This is a genomic window from Streptomyces inhibens (genome assembly GCF_003389455.1).
Classification (GTDB): Bacteria; Actinomycetota; Actinomycetes; order Streptomycetales; family Streptomycetaceae; genus Streptomyces; species Streptomyces inhibens.
The window spans coordinates 1-19,702 of the sequence record NZ_QUAC01000149.1; the positions used below are offsets into that span (position 1 = coordinate 1).

Here is a 19,702-nt window from a genome sequence, read left to right on the forward strand (position 1 = left end):
GCCGCCGCCGTCACCGCCGCGGCCGCCGAACCCCACCGCCACGACCCCCGCACCCTCGCGCTGCGCGCCCGGGCCGCGGGCAACCCGGTGGTCCCGCTCGTCGCGGACCTGACGGCCGCCGTCGCCGACCGCGACCCCCGGGCCGCCGCCTACGTCCACCGCGGCGCCACCAGCCAGGACATCCTGGACACCGCCACGATGCTGGTCTGCGCCCGCGCCCTGGACACCGTGCTGACCGACCTCGGCCGCACCGCCGACGCGCTGCGCCGTACGGCGGCGCGGCACCGCGACACCCCGATGGCCGGCCGGACCCTCACCCAGCACGCGGTGCCGACCACCTTCGGCCTCAAGGCCGCGGGCTGGCGCCACCTCGTGCTCGACGCCCATGACCGGCTCAGGTCCGTACGGGCCGCACTGCCCGCGCAACTCGGCGGCGCGGCCGGCACCCTCGCCGCGTTCCATGCGTACGCGGAGGCGGAGAGCGGTTCCGCGCCCGCGGCGGACCTCGGTGCCCGGCTCCTCACCGCCTACGCCGCCGAGACCGGGCTCGCCGAACCCCTCCTGCCCTGGCACACCGTGCGCACCCCCGTCGCCGATCTCGCCGGTGCGCTCGCCTGCGCCGCGGGCGCCCTCGGCAAGCTCGCGGCCGATGTCCTCACGCTCTCCCGCACGGAGATCGGCGAGCTGGCCGAGGGCAGCGGCGGAGGCTCCTCCGCCATGCCGCACAAGGCCAACCCGGTGCGCGCCACGCTGATCGCGGCCGCCGCCCGGCAGGTCCCGGCCCTCGCGGCGGTGCTGTACGGCTCCCTCGCCGCCGAGGACGAGCGCCCGGCCGGCGCCTGGCACGCCGAATGGCAGCCGCTGCGGGACGCCCTGCGACTGGTCGGCGGGGCGGCCCGGGACGCGGCCGAACTGACCGCGGAGCTGCGGGTTTACCCGCACCGTATGCGGCACAACCTCGATGCGACCGGCGGTCTGGTCGTCACCGAACGCCTCGTTGCGGCCCTCACCGCCCTGACCGGCCGCGGCGAGGCCCGCCGCATCCTGGACGCGGCGGCCCGCCGCACCGCCGAGGAGGGCATCGAGCTGTCCGAGGCGCTGCGCACCGCCCGCCACGGGGACACCACCCTGGAGACGGCCCTTCCCGAGGCCCGTCTCCGCCAACTCCTCGATCCCGCCGACTACATGGGATCCGCTGGCGCCCTCGTGGACCGCGCGCTGGAACGCACCGTGCACACCCCGCAGGAGCCCGTATGACGCACCCGCCCGCCGATCCGCCCGCCGATCCGCCCGCCGATCCGCCCGTGCACCACACCGTGGACGGCCCCCAAGCCGCCCCACCGCTCATCCTGGGCCCCTCCCTCGGTACCTCGCTCTCCCTCTGGGACCCCCAACTCCCCGCGCTGGCACGGCAGTACCGCGTCATACGCTGGGATCTCCCCGGCCACGGCCGCACCCCCACCGACGTACTGTCCGCCGCCCCCACACCCACCACCACCGTCCCCGAACTGGCCCGCCTGGTCCTCGGCCTCGCCGACTCCCTCGGCATCGGCCGCTTCGCCTACGCCGGGGTCTCGCTCGGCGGCGCCGTCGGCGCCTGGCTCGCCGCGCACCACCCCGGGCGGATCGCCTCGCTCGCCCTGATCTGCTCCTCCGCGCGCTTCGGCGAGCCCGCCGCCTGGCACGAACGGGCCGCGCTGGTACGGGAAGCGGGGCTCGGGCCGGTCGCCGACACCACCGCCGGCCGCTGGTTCACCCCGGCCTTCGCCGGCTCCCCGCAGGCCACGGCCCTGGTCGACGCGGTGCGCCGGACGGTCGCGCCGGCGGGCTATGCGGCCTGCTGCGATGCCCTCGCCGCCTTTGACCTGCGCGCCGAACTGCCCCGGATCACCGCGCCCACGCTGGTCGTCGCGGGCCGCTCCGACCCGGCCACCCCGCCCGCACACGCCCGTGAACTCGTCGACGGCATCCCGGACGCGAGCCTGGTCGAGCTGTCCGGCGCCGCCCATCTCGCCGGTGTCGAACGCCCGGCCCAGGTGCTGGCCGCCCTCCTCGGCCACCTCGCGGCACACCCGGCCGACGCGCCCGGGCCCCCGGCCGCCGACGTCCCCGCCGCCGATGCCCCCGCCTCGGACGACCGCTCCTCGGACGACCGTTCCCGGCACGCCGCCGGAACGGCCGTACGCCGCGCCGTCCTCGGCGACGCCCATGTGGACCGCTCGATCGCCCGGACCAGCGCCCTGACCGAGGTCTTCCAGGACTTCATCACCCGCTACGCCTGGGGCGAGATCTGGACCCGGCCCGGCCTGTCCCGGCGGACCCGCAGCTGTATCACCCTCACCGCGCTGGTGGCGGGCGGCCACCTCGACGAACTGGCGATGCATCTGCGGGCCGCCCTGCGCAACGGCCTGACCCCGCAGGAGATCCAGGAGGTCCTCCTCCAGACGGCCGTCTACTGCGGTGTCCCGGCGGCCAACACCGCCTTCGCCCTGGCCGACCGCATCGTCGCCGCCCACCTTGACGACCCCGCCCAGCACCCCGCCCCGCACCCCGCGGAAGGAACAGAGAAGTGACGCGGATACGCCACACCACCGTCGGCATCATCGGCGGCGGCCCCGCAGGGCTGCTGCTCGCGCGGCTGCTGCACCGGTCCGGTATCGACTGTGTCGTCCTGGAGAGCCGCGACCGCGCCTACGTCGAACAGCGGCAGCGCGCGGGCATCCTCGAACAGGGCACCGTCGACGTCCTGCGCGCCTGCGGCGCGGGGGAGCGGATGGACCGCGAGGGCCTGGTCCACGACGGCATCGAGCTGCGCTACGACCGCCGCGCCCACCGCCTCGACTTCCCGGCGCTGACCGGCGGCCGCCGGGTCATGGTCTACGCCCAGACGGAGGTGGTGAAGGATCTGATCGCCCTCCAACTCGACGACGGGGCACCGCTGCTCTTCGGGGCGCAGGCGCTCGCGGTGGAGGGCGCGGACACCGACCGGCCGCTCGTCCGCTACACCCACCAGGGCCGGCAGCAGACCCTGACCTGCGACTATGTCGTCGGCTGCGACGGCTTCCACGGCGTGGCCCGGCAGGCGGTACCGGAGCACGCACGCCGGACGTACGAGCGCAGCTACCCCTACTCCTGGCTCGGTGTGCTCGCGGATGTGCCGCCCTCATGCGACGAGTTGGTCTACGCCCACTCCGAACGCGGCTTCGCGCTGTTCAGCATGCGGACGCCGACCGTCAGCCGGCTCTACCTCCAGGTCCCCAACGGCACCGACCCGGCGGACTGGCCCGACGACCGGATCTGGGACGAACTGGACGCCCGTGCCGCGATCGACGCGCCCTGGAAGCTGGAGCGCGGCCCGCTCACCGCGAAAGCCGTCCTCCCCATGCGGAGTTCGGTCACCGAACCGATGCGGTACGGGCGGGTGCTGCTGGCCGGCGACGCGGCGCACATCGTGCCGCCCACCGGGGCCAAGGGCCTCAACCTCGCCGTCGCCGATGTCACCGTCCTGGCCCGCGCCCTGGACCGGCTGCACCGGACCGGCTCGACGGAGTCTCTCGACGCCTACTCCGACACCTGTCTGCGCCGCGTCTGGCGCGCCGAACACTTCTCGTACTTCATGACGACGACCCTGCACACCGGCCCGGACCAGAGCCCGTTCGACACCCGGCTGCAGCTCTCCCAGCTCGACCGGATCTCCACCTCGCCGCATGCCGCCGCCGAGCTGGCGGAGAACTACACGGGGCTGCCCCTGAAGTGAGCCCGGCTCACCGGTCCTCCCGGTAGCGGACCAGCAGCATCGCCGCGTCGTCGTGCAGCGGCCCCTCGGCATGCTCGACCACGTCCTCACGCACCGAGCGCAGCGCGGCCTCCGGGTCGGGGTCCTTGAGCAGCGCCGCCCGCTCGTCGAGCGGGTAGAAGCGGCCGGTGGCGTCGCGGGCCTCGGTGACGCCGTCGGTGTAGAAGAGCAGCTGGTCGCCGGGTGAGAACGGCACCTCGTAGGGGACCGGTGTGTCCGAGCCGTGGAGGGTCAGGCCGAGCGGCAGGGCGCGGTCGGGCGGTGCGGCGAAGCCGACCTCGCCGGTGGGGCGGACGACCAGCGGCGCCGGATGGCCGAAGTTCAGCAGCGTCGCGTTCGGGCCGTCGCCGATCTCGGCGAGCACCGCCGTGACGAAGCGTTCGCCGGACAGATGGCGGTTCAGCGCCCGCTCCACCCGCTCGCCGACGGCCGGCAGATCCGGTTCGTCGTGCGCCGCCTCCCGGAAGGCGCCCAGCACCACCGCCGCGCTCTCCACGGCCTCCAGGCCCTTGCCCTGGACGTCGCCGACGATGACCCGCACGCCGGCGGGCGAGGTCACCACTTCGTACAGATCGCCGCCGATCCGGGCCTCGGCCACCGCCGAGGTATAGGAGACCGCGATCCGCAGTGGGCCCGCGCTGCGCGGCACCGGCCGCAGCAGCACCCGCTGGGCCACCTCGGCGATCGAGCGGACGCTGGCCAGCTCCGCCTCGCGGCGCTGCCGCATGACCGCGGCGACCACACCGGCCGCGGTCACCCCGGCCACCGACAGCAGGGCGGTCAGCCCGCGCCGGGTCTCGAACAGACCGTTGTAGACGCCGAGGCCGAGGCAGAGCACACACGCCGTCAGCCCGACCAGCGCGGTCCGCCGCCAGCCGCCGACCAGCCCGGCGAACGCCGGCCCCAGGGACACCAGAGGCAGAAAGCCGACGCCCGGGCCCGCGGTGAGGTCGACGGCGCTGACCACGGCCATGACCGTGTACGGGAGCACGGACAGCACACGGGAGCCGGTGCACTGCTCCCCGTTCTCCACGGCCAAGATGGTCTCCGACGGTGTCGTATGAGGTGATCGGGTAACGGGGGCCGCCGGCCCTCGGACTGTCCGAAAACGACCCCCGGGCCCCCGACCTGAGCATATGCAACATATGCCGTACCGAAATACCTCGAATGCGGCCTGTTATCGAATCGCAGCGGCCCGGGCGGCCGGCAGCCCCCGCGTCCGCCGGCCCGCGGATCTTACGGACCCATGACACGGCGGCCGCGGCGCGGGCCACAACGCCCTGCCGCGCTTAGCGTGACGGCATGCGTGTACTGGTCACCGGCGGCGCCGGATTCATCGGATCGCAGGTCGTCGATGCGCTCACCGCGCGCGGCCACGAGCCCGTCGTCCTCGATGCACTGCTGCCCTCGGCGCATCGCGAGCCCCCGCCGCCGCGCCCCGGGGAGCGCCGCATCGTCGCGGACGTACGCGACCGGGCGGCCGTCGACGCCGCCCTCGTGGGCGTGGAGGCGGTCTGTCACCAGGCGGCAATGGTCGGCCTGGGCAAGGACTTCGCCGACGCGCCCGACTACGTCGGCTGCAACGACCTGGGTACGGCGGTGCTGCTGGCCGCGATGGCCGCGGCCAGGGTGCGCAAACTGGTGCTCGCCGGGTCGATGGTGGTCTACGGCGAGGGGCGCTACCTCTGCCCCGGCCATGGCGTGGTGCGCCCGGGCCCGCGGGCGGTGGCCGAGCTGGCCGCCGGGCGGTTCGAACCGCGCTGCCCGCACTGCGGCGCGGAACTGTCGCCGGGGCTGGTCGGCGAGGACGCGCCCACCGACCCCCGCAATGTGTACGCGGTGACCAAGCTGGCCCAGGAACATCTGGCCGCCTCCTGGGCGCGCGCGACCGGCGGCCGGGCCGTCTCGCTGCGCTACCACAACGTCTACGGGCCGGGGATGCCCCGCGACACCCCGTACGCCGGAGTGGCCTCGTTCTTCCGCTCGGCGCTGGCCCGCGGCGCGCCGCCGACCGTCTACGAGGACGGCGGCCAGCGGCGGGACTTCGTCCATGTACGGGATGTCGCGGCGGCCAACGCGGTGGCGCTGGAGGCGCTTTCGGACCGGCCGGCGGGCACGCTGACCGCGTACAACACGGGCAGCGGAGTACCGCACACCGTCGGCGAGACGGCGCTGGCCCTCGCCGAGGCGTGCGGCGGTCCGGCGCCGGTGGTGACGGGGGAGTACCGGCTGGGCGACGTACGGCACATCACGGCGTCCTCGCAGCGGATCGCCGACGAGCTCGGCTGGCGCGCGGAGACCGGATTCGCCGAGGGCATGAAGGAGTTCGCGACGGAAGGGATGCGGCCGTGACCCACTCCCCTTCCGACGCCCCCCGGCCGCCCTCGGTGGACGTCGTGCTGCCCTGCCTCGACGAGGCCGCCGCGCTGCCCTGGGTGCTGGCACGCATCCCGGCCGGCTGGCGGGCCATCGTCGTGGACAACGGCTCCACCGACGGCTCGGCCGACATCGCCCGCGACCTGGGCGCCACCGTGGTGCACGAGCCGCGCCGCGGCTTCGGCGCCGCCTGCCATGCCGGACTGCTGGCAGCGGAAGCGGACATCGTCTGCTTCTGCGACTGCGACGCCTCCCTGGACCCCGCGCTGCTCACCCCGTTCGTCCGCGCCGTGCACGACGGCGACAGCGATCTGGTGCTGGGGCGCCGGCGCCCCCAGGGACGTGGCGCCTGGCCGCCGCACGCCCGGCTCGGCAACCTCGCCCTGGCCCGGATGCTGCGCCGGCGCACCGGACTGCGGCTGCACGACCTCGGCCCGCTGCGCGCCGCCCGGCGCACCGCGCTGCTCGCCCTCGCCCTCACCGACCGCCGCAGCGGCTACCCCCTGCAGATGGTCGTCCGGGCCGCCGACGCCGGCTGGCGCATCGAGGAACGCGAGGTGCCCTACCACCCCCGCACCGGCCGCTCCAAGGTCACCGGCACATGGCGCGGCACCTGGCACGCGGTGCGCGATATGCGCACCGTCCTCCACCAGCCGCCGCTGACGGCCCGCACCGAGGAGACGGCCCGATGACCGAACCCGCAGCGGGTGAGGAGTGTCCCGGGCCGACGACCGTCCTGGTCATCGCCAAGGAACCGGTGCCCGGCCGGGTCAAGACCCGGCTCACCCCGCCCTACACCCCCGACGAGGCCGCCCAGTTGGCCGAGGCCGCGCTGTACGACACCCTCCGGGCCGTACGCGCCATGCCCGCCCGGCGGCGGGTCGTCGTACTCGACGGCCGGCCGGGGAGCTGGCTGCCGGCCGGCTTCGACGTCCGGCCGCAGTGCCCGGGTGGCCTCGACGAGCGGCTCGCCGCGGCCTTCGCCGACAGCGCCGGCCCGACACTGCTGATCGGTATGGACACTCCTCAGGTCACGCCCCAACTCCTCGCTCCCGCACTGGACGTCGACGCCTGGGACGACTGTGACGCCTGGTTCGGCGCGGCCGAGGACGGCGGATTCTGGGCGCTCGGCCTGGCCGTCCCCGACCCCCGGCTGCTGCGCGGTGTCCCGATGTCCACCGACCGCACCGCCGCCGCCCAGCGCGCCCGGCTGACCGCCGCCGGACTGCGGGTACGCGAACTGCCGCCGCTGCGCGACGTCGACACCGCGGACGACGCCGAGCGGGTCGCGGCCGCGGCGCCCGGTGGACGGTTCGCCGCCACCCTCGCCCGGCTGACCCCGGTCGCCGAACGATGAGCACCGCCGTGCCGCCGGCCACCCGGAGCGACCGGCGCACCGCCACCGCTCCCGACACCGTCTCCTGGGGCGCGGACCCGTACGCCGACGCGCTGCGCAGCGGCCGTGGCCCGCTCTTCCTGCGCCGCAGCGACGGCTGGCTGCTGCCGCTGGAGGTCGAGCGCTGGTGCGCCGGGGCGGACGCCGCCGATCTGTCGGCGCTGCGCCGCTGCGAGGGCACCGTCCTCGACATCGGCTGCGGCCCCGGACGGCTGGTCGCCGCGCTCGCCGCCCAGGGCCGGCGGGCGCTCGGCATCGACGTCAGCACGGCCGCGGTGGCCCGCACCGCCGCAACCGGCGGCTCGGCCTTGCACCGTTCGGTCTTCGACTCCCTTCCGGAAGAAGGGAGTTGGGGCACCGCGCTGCTTCTCGACGGCAACATCGGCATCGGCGGCGACCCGCACGCCCTGCTCGCCCGGATAGCCGAACTGGTCGAGGAGGCCGGGCTGCTCATCGTGGAGACCACCCCGGCGGACGTCGACGAACGGGTCCAGGTCCGGGTCGACAACGCCTGCCACGGCGGACGCCACGCACCCGGCGACCTCTTCCCCTGGGCCCGGGTCGGCACCCGCGCACTGCTGCGGTACGCGGCCGCCGCCGGCTGGACGCCCGTCGAGCGGTGGAGCGCCGGCGAGGCGGCCGATCAGTCGCCCGCCGCCGGACGCTGCTTCGTCTCCCTGCGCCGCCGCGCCGCGCCCGGCGGCCGCTGCTGAACCGTACGGCCCAGCAGCCACAGCGCGGACACCGCGAACAGCCCGGCGGTGATCAGGAGCCAGCGGCCCAGGAACACCCCGCCGGGCAGCCCGGTCGCGGCCTCGTAGTGCGCCGCCGCGCCGCTCCCCACCGAGCCCGCGATCAGCGGGAACCACACCAGCAGAAGCAGCCCCGACAGCGCGGCGGGGACCCGGACATACGCGGTCCAGGCCCGGTGCCGGCCGGTCCCCGCCGTGTACCCGGCCACCGCGCGGTCGGCGAGCGCATACAGGGGTAGCAGCACCAGATCGTGCAGCAGCGCCGCCCCGACGAACCACACGATCACCAGCGGCCACTGCCCGCCGGCCAGCAGCCGTACCCCCGCATAGCCGGTGAGCGCGAACGAGGCGAGCATCAGCAGCAGATGCAGGGGCCCCTCGCCGTACCAGCGGTGCACACGCAGTGCCCGCCGGGCCCGCGCCACCCTGTCCCGCCATGCCGCCCGCACCCTCACCACTCCCCGAATGTCAGCCGGGACACCCACTTGGTGTTGAGCACCCCGGGCGCCGCCGGCACGATGATCCGCGCCGGATAGCCGTGGTCCGCGGACAGATCGACGCCGCCCACCCGCAGTGCGAGCAGCGACCGCGGGTCACGCACCTGGTTGTCGCGCAGCGCGGCCCGGCGGAACGCGCCGTGCAGTTGGAGCGACTCCACCAACAGGTCCGGTGGCCGCTCGCCGAGTCCCACCAGCGCGGCGAGGTCCCGCAGCCGCACCCCGCTCCACCGCTGGTCGTCCGTCGACCAGCCCTCGACACAGGCGATCGGGAGCGCCGCCTCGTGCTGCGGCAGTCGCAGCAGCTCGGCGCGGCTGAGCCGCACCCGGCGCCCGCCGCCCTCGACCGTCAGCCGCCAGTCGTCACCGGTGTCCTGGGACCTGATCCCGACATACGCGGCGGTTTTGTTGATCTGGAAGCCGTTCGGGCCGCTGCCCGGGTCGCGGCCGCCGTGCGGCGCCAGCAGGGCCGTACCGCGCCACCGGCCGCCGATGCTCTGACCGGCGGTCGCCACGAACAGCAGCAGCGATCCGGCGCCGACCAGCCCCAGCGCGCCCCGCCGGGTCACGGTCGGCGGGTCCGGCCGGGCCGCCACCAGCCCCGTCTCGTCGGCCGCCGCACCCGGGTCCTCCCTCTCGCGCAGCGCCCGTACGGTCCGCGGCACACGCAGCACGACATGCGCGGCGAACGCGCCGATGAACACCCACGCGCCGTAGAAGTGCAGCGGATAGAACGACCCGGGAAAGAGGTACTCCAGCTGGATGTTGAGGATGCCGGTGACGAACTCGAACAGTGCCCCGCCGACCAGCAACAGCAGCGAAACCCGCTCCAGCGCATGGCCCGGCGACCGGGCCGGCGGCAGCGTGAAGAGCTTCGGGATCACCGACCACAGCTTCGCCAGCAAGATGGGCACCAGCGCGATGCCGAGGGTGACATGCACCCCCTGCGTGAGGCGGTAGAGCCAGTGCGGGTCGGTGGGCCAGCTGAAGAGATAGAAGCCGAGCAGGCCCTTGCCGGGTGTCTTGTCGTTGACGCCACCGGCCAGATTCGGGTTGTACGCGGCGTACGACAGCAGACCGGTCACGAACAGCAGCGTGATCCCCGCCAGCAGGACCATGCCGAGCAGCGCGGTCAGCCGTGGGCCGCGCAGCGGGCTGCGCCAGAACGATGGCGAGGTGGGGGGAGTGAGGGGGTTGTGGGCGCCCATGTGTGTCCTTGGCGGTCGGGCGGCGAGGGTCCGCCGCCTGGACGAGTAGGTCCGGCTCCGACGGTATGCCGCGACCGGTGCGCCCAGGGGGCTGCGACCCATGACGAAACTCTGACGTCGACGGAACGGCGGCACAGCGGCGGGCGGCTCAGCGGCGGGCGGCACGGCGGCCTGCCCGGGGAAATCTGACGGATCGATGACACCGCTGCCGCCGAACGGCCGAACCGGCCCGCCGACGCCCTAGCGTGCCGGTGTGACCCCCCGAGTGACCCCCCTTGAGACGACGCCCCCGCGCGTGAGCCCCGAAGAACGCGCCGTGCGCCGCGCCGATCTGCTGGCCGCCGCGGCCGGCGCCCTGCTCGTCATCGTCGCCGCGGTCGTCGGCACCGTCATCGAGCGTGCCAACGGCAGCCTGCACGTCAACTGGCCGCCGCTGTACGCCTCGTGGTTCCCGCACCTCGGCCCGGGCACCCCCGCCGCGCTCGCCGTCGCCGTCCTCGTGATCGCCTACGGGCCGCCGCTCGCCGCCCGGCTGCCCTGGCGCGCCCTCGTCCTCGTGGGCTGGGCGGCCTCGATGGCCTGGACGTGGTCGCTGGCCCTGATCGACGGCTGGCAGACCGGTGTCGCCCGCCGGCTCACCACCGAGTACGAGTATCTGACGGTCATCCGCCGCTTCGACGATCTCGGCCCGGCGCTGCGCGACTTCACCCACCACATCCTCAACAGCGCACCGGACCACTGGCCCGCCCATGTCGCGGGCCATCCGCCGGCCGCGGTGCTCACCTTCGTCGGCCTGGACCGCATCGGGCTGGGCGGCGGCGCCTGGGCCGGCATCTGGTGCATCACCGTCGGCACCTCCGCCGCGGCCGCGGTCCTCATCGCGCTGCGCGCCCTCACCGATGAGCCGACCGCACGCCGGGCCGCCCCCTTCCTCGTACTGGTCCCGGCCGCCGTCTGGGTCGGCACGTCCGCCGACGGCTACTTCGCGGCCGTCGCCGCCTGGTCACTCGCGCTCCTCGCGCTCGCCGCGACCCGCCGCACCTTCCCCCAGCTACCGCTGGGAGGTGCCCCCATCCCAGCGGCCGCCGCCCTGGCCTCCGGGCTCCTCCTCGGCCTGACCTGCTATCTCTCCTACGGCCTCACCCTGATCGTGCTGATCGCCGCGGCGGTGCTGCTGATCACGGGTACCGCGCGCCCGCTGCCCCTGCTCCTGACCGGGGCGGCGGCCGTCGCGGCGGTCTTCACCCTCGCCGGATTCAACTGGTGGGAGGGCTATCACCTGCTGGTCGAGCGCTACTACCAGGGCGCCGCCGGGGTCCGCCCGTACGCGTACTGGGTGTGGGGCAACCTCGCCTGCGCCGTCCTGATCACCGGTCTGGCGACGGCGGCCGGCCTGCGCCGCGCCCTCGCGTCCGCGCCCACCGCCCTGCGCCGGCTGCGCCCGTCCGCCGGGCCGCTGCGCACCCCGTCCGACCGGCTGGTGGTGCTCGTCCTGGCCGCGCTGCTCGCGCTGCTGGCCGCCGACCTCTCCGGGATGAGCAAGGCGGAGACCGAACGCATCTGGCTCCCCTTCGCCGTCTGGCTGCCGGCGGCCTGCGCCCTGCTGCCCGCAGCCCGCCGGCGCCCCTGGCTGACGGCGCAGGCAGCACTCGCTCTCCTGCTCAACCACCTGCTGTACACCGGATGGTGACGGTGCGTCAGTGATAGAAGGGGAGATAGGTGAGGTAGGTGGTATTGACCGAGTTCACCCGGCCGGGGCGCAGGATCCGGATCGGGCCGCGGTTGCAGGACGGGCAGTCCGCGCGGACCAGTGGAGAGGGGACCCGGACGCCGCGGGTGAAGTAGTCGGAGCGCCGGTGGCCGGCCAGATCCGTGGTGTGCCGGATCTCGTACTCCTCTTCCCAGCCGTGTCCGCAGTGCAGACAGACGAATGCATACGCCTCGTGAACCGCCTCGGTGTCCCGTTCCATGGTCACCACGCCCTCTCCCCGGTCCCGCCGCGCTCGCGCCGGCACCGGATGCCTGCCGCACCTTCCATTATTGCGCCGTGCAACGGGGATCGCGGGCGGGAGATTTCCGGACCGCCGACGGCCGCCGACAGCGCCTGCCACCAGGCACGATGCCGTCACCGGGTATAAAGGCGCCATGGGGCACGACGCGCACAGCGCACCGCGGCCGGCCGGGGCGGCCGCTCCCGGCGAGGATCTCGACCACGATGTCGAGGAGGTCATCGCCGCGGTGCTGACCGCCTCCCGGCTGCTGGTCGGCGTCTCGGCCCGGGCACTCGCCCGGATAGAGCCCTCCCTCACCCTGCCCCAGCTGCGGGCCCTGGTGGTGCTGGACGGTCAGGGCCCGGTCAAGCTCGCCTCGCTGGCCGGCGCGCTGGGCGTCAATCCGTCCACCGCGATGCGGATGGTGGACCGGCTGGAGGCGGCCGGCAGCGTCGTCCGGCAGGCCAACCCCGGCAACCGCCGGGAGGTCGTACTGAGCCTGACGGCGAGGGGCCGCGATCTCGTCGAGCGGGTGCTCGCCGACCGGCATGCGGAGATCGCCAAGATCGTGGCCCGGCTGCCGGCCGACCGGCGCGCCGGGCTGATCGATTCGCTGCGCGCCCTCACCGACGCCGCGGGCGAGCCTGCACTCGCCCCGAGGCCGGCGCCGCCGCCCGAAGCGGCCGCTCCGTAGGCAGGCCGGGCCTCAGCCGCGGGCCCGGGCCAAGGACTCGTACACCGCCGTGACCAGACCGCTGTTGCGCGGGTCGTCGCCCGTCGTGCCACCGCCGTACTTGTTCATGGCGTACGCGTACGACAGCCGGTTCTCCGGATCCGCGAAGGCCCATGAGCCGCCCGCGCCGCCGTGCCCGAACGCCCGCGGGTTGGGCCCCGAAAGCCTCTGGTGGTTGAGCATGTAGCCAAGGCCCCAGCGGTGCTCGTAGCCCGCGGGGGCGAGCGCGTCGATGGCCAGATCGCGCTCGCCCGGCAGGCTCTGCGACCGGCGCATCGCCTCCAGAGTGCCGGGACCGACGAGCTTGCCGCCCGCCAGCGCGCCGTACACCGTCGCCAGCCCATGGGCGGAGGCATGCGCATTGCCCGCCGGGATCTCGGCCGAGCGGTAGGCGGCGCTGTTGACATCGCCGGTGGGGATGTACGTCAGCGCCAGCATCACGATCGCCAGCGGATGGTCCGAGAGCGACCGGAACGGCGGCTTGGGCACACCCGGGAACCGCTCGGCGATCCGCGCCTCGTCCAGCTGCCCGACCATGTCCGCACAGCGTGCGTGCTCCTCGGCGGGCGTGCCGATGAACACCCGCGCGCCCAGCGGTTCGGTGATCTCGCTGCGCAGGAACGCGCCGAGGGACTGCCCGGTGATCCGCCGTACGACCTCGCCGACGAGGTAGCCGAAGGTCACCGCGTGATAGCCCTGCGCGGTGCCCGGCTCCCACCACGGCTCGGTCGCCGCGAGCGTGGCGCAGACATGGTCCCAGTCGTAGGCGTGCCCCGCGGACAGCGGCTCCCGGGGCGCGATCAGGCCGGCGCGGTGGCTGAGCAGCCAGCGCACGGGTATGTCCTGCTTGCCGGCCTGTGCGAACTCCGGCCAGTAGCGGGCCACCGGCGCATCGAGGTCCAACTCGCCGCGGTCCGCGAGGAGATGGGCGCACAGCGCGGTCATCCCCTTGGACGTCGAGTAGACATTGACGAGCGTGTCGTGCTCCCAGGCCCGGGTCCCGGTCGCGTCCGTATGGCCGCCCCACAGGTCGACCACCGCCTCGCCGTCCACGGTCACCGTGACCGCCGCGCCGACATCGCCGTGCTCGCTGAAGTTCCGCTCGAAGGCTTCCCGTACGCGTGCGAAGCCCGGGGCGCAGTGGCCGTTGACGGTGGCTGGTTCCACGGTGGCTCTCCTCGCGTCGTCCGTGTGCGGTTCATCCGTGCGCCGGAACGTCCGTACGTGCGTACGTCGTCCCGTACGGGATGATCCGTCCACGTCGATGCCCGTGGCAACAATGTGAGCCGGACGGCTCAGCGGCGCGTGTCCGGACAGGACCGGCGGCGCACCGGCACGTTCTCGCCCCGTGAACCGGTTGCAGGACGGGGCTGCGCACGACTGGTGAGGGCTGTGCACGACTGGTGAGGGTGGGGCGGGCGGGGGGGCGGTGGATGGGACCGGGGCGCGGCGGGGCGGACCGGCCGGCCGGGCGGCCGGGTTCGGTTCGGTGGCCTGATTCCGCCGCGGCCGGTGATCAACGGCTGGCGAGCCACGCACCATGGTCACCATGACCACGAGCGCGACCGATACTTCCGGCACGGCCGATACCGCCGGCACGGGCGACACCGCCGGCACGGCCGACAACGAGACCGGGGCCACGACGAAGTCCGCGACGGTAACGAATACGGCGACGGCGACAGGGGCGGCCACCGCGACGAAGACGGCGACGACGACAGGGACGGCGACCGCGACGAAGACGGCGACGACGACAGGGACGGCGACGGCAATAGGGACAGGGACAGGGACAGGGACAGCGTCAGAGACAGGGACAGGGGCAGCGACAGGGACGGCGACCGCGGCCGTGAACCCGATCGGCCCCGTCGTCGGCCCCGTAGGCCCCATCGGCTCCGCCGAGCCCATCCACCCCGTTCACCCCATCCACCCCGTCCCCATCCACCCCGTTCACCCCATCCACCCCGTCGAGGCCCTTCTCCTCGTCGACCTCCAGTCGGCCTTCGTCGCGGGCGACGAGGCGGTGCCCGACGCGGCGCGGGTGCTCGACCGGAGCCGCGACCTGCTCGCCCGGGCCCGCGCCGCCGGCGCCCTCGTCGTACATCTGCAGAACGACGGCGCGCCCGGAACCGTCGACGAGCCACACACCCCCGGCTGGGAGCTCCACCTGCCCGTCGAGCCGGGGCCCCGAGAGACCGTGATCCGCAAGACGGAGGACGATGGCTTCGAGGGCACCCCGCTGGGTGCCCTGCTCACCGACGCCGGCGTCGAGGAGCTGGCCATCTGCGGGGTGCTCTCCGAGATGTGCGTCGGTGCGACCGCCCGCACGGCCCTGGCCCGCGATTTCCGCGTCGTCCTTGCGCACGACGCACACGCCACCTACGACATCCCCGCGGCGCCCGGTATCAGCGATGTCGTCCCGGCAGCGATGTCGTCGCGCGCTGCGGAATGGGCCCTGGGAGACGAGGTCGAGATCATCGCCCACGCTGCCGATGTCACCTTCACCGCCTCCCGCTCCGGTTCACCGTCGCCCGCCCCGACCGATGAATCAGCGCCCCGCGCGCGGTCTACCTCAGCGACCCCATAGGCCCCGCAACCGGAGGACACCATGTCTGCCACCACACCAGCCGCCCCCGCCGCCATCCAGCCGGTGATCGTCACCCCCGACGTCGACCGGCTCCAGGCCTTCTACCGCGACCTGCTCGGCGCCGAGGAGTTCACCCGTGTGCTGGCCGGTCTTCTTCCTCGGGCTGCGGCTCGGCGACTCGGAGCTGGGCCTCGTCGCGGACAAGGGCGTCGAGACCGGCACCCCGACCCGGATCCTGCTCAGCATCGTCGTCAAGGACGTGGACCAGCTCCTGGACCGGGTCACGCCCCTCGGCGGCAAGGTGCTCGGCCCGGCCAACGACATGCCGTGGGGACACCGGGTCGCCCACATCCAGGACCCGGACGGCAACGCGGTCAACCTCACCCAGCCGATCTGACAGGGCCCACGGCCACCTGACCGGGACCACGGCCCACGGCCACCTGACCGGGACCACGGCCCACGGCCACCTGACCGGGACCACGGCCCACGGCCACNCCACGGCCACCTGACCGGGACCACGGCCCACGGCCACCTGACCGGGACCACGGCCCACGGCCACCTGACCGGGACCACGGCCCACGGCCACTTGACCGGGATGACGACCACCTGACCGGGGCGAGGGCTGCCGGGCCGGGGCGACGGTTGCCGGGCCGTCGGGCTGGGGCGACGGTTGCGGCGCCGTCGGGGGGCGGCTCGGCAGCCGTCAGTTCAGGTTCGTCTCCAACGCGTTGACGTACGCGTCCATGAAGTGATCGCGGACGCCGTCGGAGGCGGGCGCAAGGACGTCGGCGGTGAGGCCCTTGGCACGGTCGAACAGGCCGCTGAGCACCGGCATGGTGTTGTGGATGGCGCCCTTGGAATCGATGTAGCGCAGCGCCGAGACATGGTGGAAGGCGGGCTCCGGGGGGAGCTGGGGCACGATGTCGTTGTTGTTCACGAAGCGGTACATGCGCTCCGAGAAGGCCGTGTTGAACTCCTGGGACAGCAGCCGGTCGCAGGTGCGCGGCTGGCCGAAGGTGTACACACCGTTGGCCGTCACATGCGGCTCTTCGAAGTGCAGCCAGGCGCCGGCCAGCATCGCCAGCGCCCCGCCGAGGCTGTGGCCGGTGAACCACACCGTCTGACCGTTGTCGCGGAACTCGTCGACCGCGGCGCGGACCTGCGGCCAGACGGCTTTCAGCGCCTCACCGAAGCCGTAGTGGATGTACCCCTTGCCGCCGGGGCCGGGCCACGGGGGCGTCGTGGCGTCGGACAGCCAGTCGCGCAGATTCGTCGGCTCCGTACCCCGGAAGCCAGTGATGATCATGTTGCGGCCACCGAGGGTGTACGCCTGGGTGTCCTCCAGCGGGAACGGTGGGCGGAACCGGGTGTGGTGGTGGCGCACCCGGTCGAAGCCCCAGTCACGGGCGGTGGCATCGATGATCTTCTCGTCCTTGTAGGCGAGCGCGGCGGCGCGCGCCATGCAGAGCGCATGGCGGACGCTGTAGCCGGTGGCCTTCTGATCGACGGTGGCGGCGCTGGTCAACGTGGGCTCCTGATGAGGTCGCGGTCGCTGCGGTGCAGAGCGGCGCAAAGCCTTTCGGTTACCAAGCGCTCGCACTGATTACAGACAGTAACTCCATCGTATGGCGCTGTGCCGTAGCGCCCGTTCAAACCACTCGTTCGAGCCTCCGGTCGCACACACCGGGCCGTGGGGCGAGCCTGGAAGCGTTCGGCTCCCGGAGGAAGGCCCACAGAGGAAGGCCCCACAGTGAACAGCGCGGAACAGGCGTCACACACGGAACATGTATCGGCCGAGGTGGTGGTGGAGCTGGAGAGCTGCGCGACGCAGGACGCGCACGCCGTCTTCAGCGCGCTGCGTACCTCCTTCAGCTCCGACCGGGCCGCCGACGACGTGCCCGAGGAGGTGGCCGGGGCGGGATCGACCGTGTGGACCTCGACCTTCGACGTCAGCGACATCAAGGCCAAGGCCGAGCCCCGGCGGCTGACCGCGCCCGTCATGGTCAGCCTCCAGGGCGGCTACTGGGCGGTCGACCAGCTGTGCAAGGCCCTGGAGCCCGCGTTCGCGGTGCGTGTCCTCGGTATGGCGGCCGGCGACCAGGAGAAGGAGGTCGAACTACGGCTGGAAACCCGGTAACGATGAGCGGCGCGGGTGCCACTGCCCGATCCCCCGCGGTACGGCTGCCATGGCCCGAGCCCCGCGGCACGGCGTCACCGGACCAGTCCCCGCGGTACGGCGTCACTGGACCGGCCCCGCGCGGTACGGCGTCACTGGACCGGCCCTGTCGTACGGGGCGTCACCGGACCGGCCCTGTCGTACGGGGCGTCACCGGACCGGCCCTGCCGTACGGGGCGGCACTGGACCGGCCCCCGCCGTACGGGCGTCACCAGACCGGCCTCGCCGTATGGGGGCCACTACGCCCGCCACCCACCACTACACCCGGGCCCAGCAGTACCCGCAGTACCCGCACCCGCATCACTACACCCGCCCACCCCCCGAAGGGGGGTGGGCGGCGGGGAAAAACAAAAGGCGCAGCCGAAGCAAAGGCGCGGGCCGGCAACTACGGCACGGGCCAGTCAGCACCAACGCCGCGCGGCCGGCACCAACAGCCCACGGCGGCACAACAGCCCACGGCGGCACAACAGCCCACGGCGGCGCCAACAGCCCCACCCCGCCCCCACACCCCACCCCAAGCCCGGATTCGGAAAGGTATGAGCGAGTGGAGTCCACGCATCAGCCGGCGGACGCCGGTGGCAGCCGGTCGGTGAGCGATCAGTGCTCCGAGCTGGTTCTGTATGTCAACGGGAAGCCGCACACGCTGACCCTGGATCACCGGGCCACAGTCCTGGACGTGCTCCGTGAGGACCTCGGTCTCACCGGTGCCAAGAAGGGCTGCGATCACGGGCAGTGCGGCGCCTGCACGGTGCTCGTCGACGGGCGGCGCGCCAACAGCTGTCTGCTGCTGGCCGTGGCGCAGGACGGACGGCGGATCACCACCGTCGAGGGCCTGGCCGAGGGGGAGCGGCTGCACCCCTTGCAGGAGGCCTTCCTGGAGCGGGACGCCCTGCAGTGCGGCTACTGCACCCCGGGCCAGATCTGTTCGGCCGTCGGGGTGCTGGCGGAGGCGGCGGACGGCTTTCCGTCGCATGTCACCCCGCCCGGCACCGGCTCCGGGGCTCCGGTCGAGCTCACCGACGACGAGATCCGCGAGCGGATGAGCGGAAATCTGTGCCGCTGCGGCGCATATCCCCGGATCGTCGAAGCGGTCGGGGACGTCAGCGCCAGGGCCGGTGCGGCCAGTTGGACGAGCGGCGGACCGGCCGGCCAGGGGGTGGCGTCATGAAGCCGTTCGGATATGTGCGGGCGGCGAGCATCGGCGAGGCGGTACGGGCCGCTGCCGGGCAGCCCGAGGCCCGTTTTCTCGGCGGTGGCACCAATCTCGTCGATCTGATGAAACTGGGCGTGGAGACGCCGCAGCTGCTCATCGACGTCACCCGCCTGCCGCTCGACCGTATCGAGGAGCTGCCGGACGGCGGACTGCGGATCGGTGCGATGGTCCGCAACAGCGAACTCGCCGCGGCCGCCCCCGTACGCGACCGCTACCCCGTGCTCTCGCAGGCGCTGCTGGCCGGCGCTTCGGGGCAGCTGCGGAACACCGCGACCACCGGCGGCAATCTGCTGCAACGCACCCGCTGCCTGTATTTCCAGGACACTTCCAAGCCCTGCAACAAACGTGAACCGGGCACCGGCTGTCCGGCACGTGACGGTGCCCATCGCGATCTCGCCGTACTGGGCCACTCCGAACACTGTGTCGCCACCCAGCCGTCGGACATGGCGGTCGCGCTGGCCGCCCTCGACGCCACCGTTCACCTGCACGGCCCCGACGGCGAACGCACGGTGGCGGCGGCGGAGTTCCACCGGCTGCCCGGCGACAAGCCGGAGCAGGACAGCGTGATCGGGGCCGGCGAACTGGTCACCTCCGTTCAGCTTCCGCCGGCAAGCCCCGGTATGCGCTCGCGCTACCGCAAGGCCCGCGACCGCGCCTCGTTCGCCTTCGCGCTCGTCTCCGTCGGCGCCGTACTGGAGGTGCGGGACGGCGTCGTACGGCATGCGGCGCTGGCCTTCGGCGGGCTTGCGCACCGGCCGTGGCGGGCCCGTGCGGCCGAGAAGGTGCTGTACGGCGCGCCCGCCACCGAGGACACCTTCGCCCGCGCCGCCGACGCCGAACTCGCCGCCGCCCGGCCGCTGCGCGACAACGGCTTCAAGGTCCCGCTGGCCCGGAATCTCGCCGTCGGCGTGCTCGCCGATCTGGCGGACCGGGCCGCCCGTAGTTGACGACGTCCGGACACCGGCAGTACCCGACCCCTCGCC

Annotated in this window: 19 protein-coding genes and 1 pseudogene; 14 read left to right on the forward strand and 6 right to left on the reverse strand. The window is 73.7% G+C overall.

The annotated features are described in order from the left end of the window. The 3 genes from DY245_RS19405 to DY245_RS19415 all read left to right on the forward strand — a co-directional run. On the forward strand, window positions 1–1,257 hold a 1,257-nt coding region (locus tag DY245_RS19405; protein ID WP_128508519.1), incomplete at its 5' end, for a lyase family protein. Further along, a complete protein-coding gene (pcaDC, locus tag DY245_RS19410; RefSeq protein WP_128508520.1) occupies window positions 1,254–2,573 on the forward strand; it encodes a bifunctional 3-oxoadipate enol-lactonase/4-carboxymuconolactone decarboxylase PcaDC in 1,320 nt (439 codons plus the stop codon). The genes DY245_RS19405 and pcaDC, both read left to right, overlap by 4 nt. Next, window positions 2,570–3,757, forward strand: a complete 1,188-nt coding sequence (locus tag DY245_RS19415; protein WP_128508521.1) for a 4-hydroxybenzoate 3-monooxygenase — start codon at window positions 2,570–2,572, stop codon at window positions 3,755–3,757. The genes pcaDC and DY245_RS19415 overlap by 4 nt, the downstream gene beginning before the upstream one ends. Window positions 3,758–3,764: 7 nt before the next feature. Here the strand turns inward: DY245_RS19415 and DY245_RS19420 are convergent, their stop codons facing one another. Further along, window positions 3,765–4,769: a PP2C family protein-serine/threonine phosphatase gene (locus tag DY245_RS19420; RefSeq protein WP_128508538.1), complete on the reverse strand. Its 1,005-nt coding sequence runs from the start codon at window positions 4,767–4,769 to the stop codon at window positions 3,765–3,767. A 329-nt stretch (window positions 4,770–5,098) separates the two neighbouring features. On the opposite strand from DY245_RS19420, the gene DY245_RS19425 reads away from it, so the two are divergent. From DY245_RS19425 to DY245_RS19440, 4 genes are read left to right on the forward strand one after another with little or no spacing between them, the layout of a single operon-like run. After that, complete coding sequence (locus DY245_RS19425) at window positions 5,099–6,148, forward strand: NAD-dependent epimerase/dehydratase family protein (protein WP_128508522.1); 1,050 nt, start codon at window positions 5,099–5,101, stop codon at window positions 6,146–6,148. Then, window positions 6,145–6,864 (forward strand): glycosyltransferase family 2 protein, encoded by a 720-nt coding sequence (locus DY245_RS19430; RefSeq protein WP_181923763.1) that lies wholly within the window; start codon window positions 6,145–6,147, stop codon window positions 6,862–6,864. Before DY245_RS19425 ends, DY245_RS19430 begins: the two co-directional genes overlap by 4 nt. Next, the gene (locus tag DY245_RS19435; protein WP_128508523.1) at window positions 6,861–7,529 is read left to right on the forward strand and encodes a TIGR04282 family arsenosugar biosynthesis glycosyltransferase; all 669 of its coding nucleotides are present in this window, start codon (window positions 6,861–6,863) and stop codon (window positions 7,527–7,529) included. Before DY245_RS19430 ends, DY245_RS19435 begins: the two co-directional genes overlap by 4 nt. Next, a complete protein-coding gene (locus DY245_RS19440) occupies window positions 7,526–8,281 on the forward strand; it encodes a class I SAM-dependent methyltransferase (protein WP_128508524.1) in 756 nt (251 codons plus the stop codon). The genes DY245_RS19435 and DY245_RS19440 overlap by 4 nt, the downstream gene beginning before the upstream one ends. On the opposite strand, the gene DY245_RS19445 is transcribed toward DY245_RS19440, so the two are convergent. Continuing rightward, complete coding sequence (locus tag DY245_RS19445) at window positions 8,212–8,769, reverse strand: hypothetical protein (protein WP_425329412.1); 558 nt, start codon at window positions 8,767–8,769, stop codon at window positions 8,212–8,214. The genes DY245_RS19440 and DY245_RS19445 overlap by 70 nt on opposite strands. Before the next feature lie 2 nt (window positions 8,770–8,771). Then, entirely contained in the window at window positions 8,772–10,025 is a 1,254-nt protein-coding gene (locus tag DY245_RS19450; RefSeq protein WP_128508525.1) for a molybdopterin-dependent oxidoreductase, read from the reverse strand. Window positions 10,026–10,320: 295 nt separating this feature from the next. Here DY245_RS19450 and DY245_RS19455 point away from each other — a divergent pair, with 295 nt between their 5' ends. Then, window positions 10,321–11,715 carry a hypothetical protein gene (locus tag DY245_RS19455; protein ID WP_181923764.1) on the forward strand — a complete coding sequence of 465 codons (1,395 nt, stop codon included), beginning with the start codon at window positions 10,321–10,323 and terminating at the stop codon, window positions 11,713–11,715. A gap of 7 nt (window positions 11,716–11,722) precedes the next feature. Here the strand turns inward: DY245_RS19455 and DY245_RS19460 are convergent, their stop codons facing one another. After that, window positions 11,723–12,004: a hypothetical protein gene (locus DY245_RS19460; protein ID WP_128508527.1), complete on the reverse strand. Its 282-nt coding sequence runs from the start codon at window positions 12,002–12,004 to the stop codon at window positions 11,723–11,725. A 166-nt stretch (window positions 12,005–12,170) separates the two neighbouring features. Between DY245_RS19460 and DY245_RS19465 the strand changes: the two genes are divergently transcribed. Next, the gene (locus DY245_RS19465; protein ID WP_128508528.1) at window positions 12,171–12,710 is read left to right on the forward strand and encodes a MarR family winged helix-turn-helix transcriptional regulator; all 540 of its coding nucleotides are present in this window, start codon (window positions 12,171–12,173) and stop codon (window positions 12,708–12,710) included. Between the two features lie 12 nt (window positions 12,711–12,722). On the opposite strand, the gene DY245_RS19470 is transcribed toward DY245_RS19465, so the two are convergent. Beyond that, complete coding sequence (locus DY245_RS19470) at window positions 12,723–13,916, reverse strand: serine hydrolase domain-containing protein (protein ID WP_128508529.1); 1,194 nt, start codon at window positions 13,914–13,916, stop codon at window positions 12,723–12,725. Window positions 13,917–14,682: 766 nt separating this feature from the next. Between DY245_RS19470 and DY245_RS19475 the strand changes: the two genes are divergently transcribed. Beyond that, complete coding sequence (locus DY245_RS19475) at window positions 14,683–15,330, forward strand: isochorismatase family protein (RefSeq protein ID WP_181923765.1); 648 nt, start codon at window positions 14,683–14,685, stop codon at window positions 15,328–15,330. A gap of 21 nt (window positions 15,331–15,351) precedes the next feature. Further along, window positions 15,352–15,727 (forward strand): annotated as a pseudogene (locus DY245_RS19480) (VOC family protein). Between the two features lie 306 nt (window positions 15,728–16,033). Here the strand turns inward: DY245_RS19480 and DY245_RS19485 are convergent. After that, complete coding sequence (locus tag DY245_RS19485; RefSeq protein ID WP_244943129.1) at window positions 16,034–16,855, reverse strand: lipase family protein; 822 nt, start codon at window positions 16,853–16,855, stop codon at window positions 16,034–16,036. A gap of 225 nt (window positions 16,856–17,080) precedes the next feature. Between DY245_RS19485 and DY245_RS19490 the strand changes: the two genes are divergently transcribed. From DY245_RS19490 to DY245_RS19500, 3 genes are all read left to right on the forward strand, one after another. Further along, complete coding sequence (locus DY245_RS19490) at window positions 17,081–17,467, forward strand: hypothetical protein (RefSeq protein WP_128508530.1); 387 nt, start codon at window positions 17,081–17,083, stop codon at window positions 17,465–17,467. Window positions 17,468–18,095: 628 nt separating this feature from the next. Next, window positions 18,096–18,674 (forward strand): 2Fe-2S iron-sulfur cluster-binding protein, encoded by a 579-nt coding sequence (locus tag DY245_RS19495; RefSeq protein ID WP_244943132.1) that lies wholly within the window; start codon window positions 18,096–18,098, stop codon window positions 18,672–18,674. Then, window positions 18,671–19,666 carry an FAD binding domain-containing protein gene (locus tag DY245_RS19500; RefSeq protein ID WP_128508532.1) on the forward strand — a complete coding sequence of 332 codons (996 nt, stop codon included), beginning with the start codon at window positions 18,671–18,673 and terminating at the stop codon, window positions 19,664–19,666. Before DY245_RS19495 ends, DY245_RS19500 begins: the two co-directional genes overlap by 4 nt. Window positions 19,667–19,702 lie beyond the last annotated feature (36 nt).

What these genes read in the sequence shown, in the direction of transcription:
- pcaDC (WP_128508520.1), top strand. Translation starts at nt 1,254, where the DNA reads ATGACGCACCCGCCCGCCGATCCGCCCGCCGATCCGCCCGCCGATCCG.
- DY245_RS19420 (WP_128508538.1), bottom strand. Translation starts at nt 4,769, where the DNA reads ATGGCCGTGGTCAGCGCCGTCGACCTCACCGCGGGCCCGGGCGTCGGC.
- DY245_RS19425 (WP_128508522.1), top strand. Translation starts at nt 5,099, where the DNA reads ATGCGTGTACTGGTCACCGGCGGCGCCGGATTCATCGGATCGCAGGTC.
- DY245_RS19435 (WP_128508523.1), top strand. Translation starts at nt 6,861, where the DNA reads ATGACCGAACCCGCAGCGGGTGAGGAGTGTCCCGGGCCGACGACCGTC.
- DY245_RS19440 (WP_128508524.1), top strand. Translation starts at nt 7,526, where the DNA reads ATGAGCACCGCCGTGCCGCCGGCCACCCGGAGCGACCGGCGCACCGCC.
- DY245_RS19450 (WP_128508525.1), bottom strand. Translation starts at nt 10,025, where the DNA reads ATGGGCGCCCACAACCCCCTCACTCCCCCCACCTCGCCATCGTTCTGG.
- DY245_RS19465 (WP_128508528.1), top strand. Translation starts at nt 12,171, where the DNA reads ATGGGGCACGACGCGCACAGCGCACCGCGGCCGGCCGGGGCGGCCGCT.
- DY245_RS19500 (WP_128508532.1), top strand. Translation starts at nt 18,671, where the DNA reads ATGAAGCCGTTCGGATATGTGCGGGCGGCGAGCATCGGCGAGGCGGTA.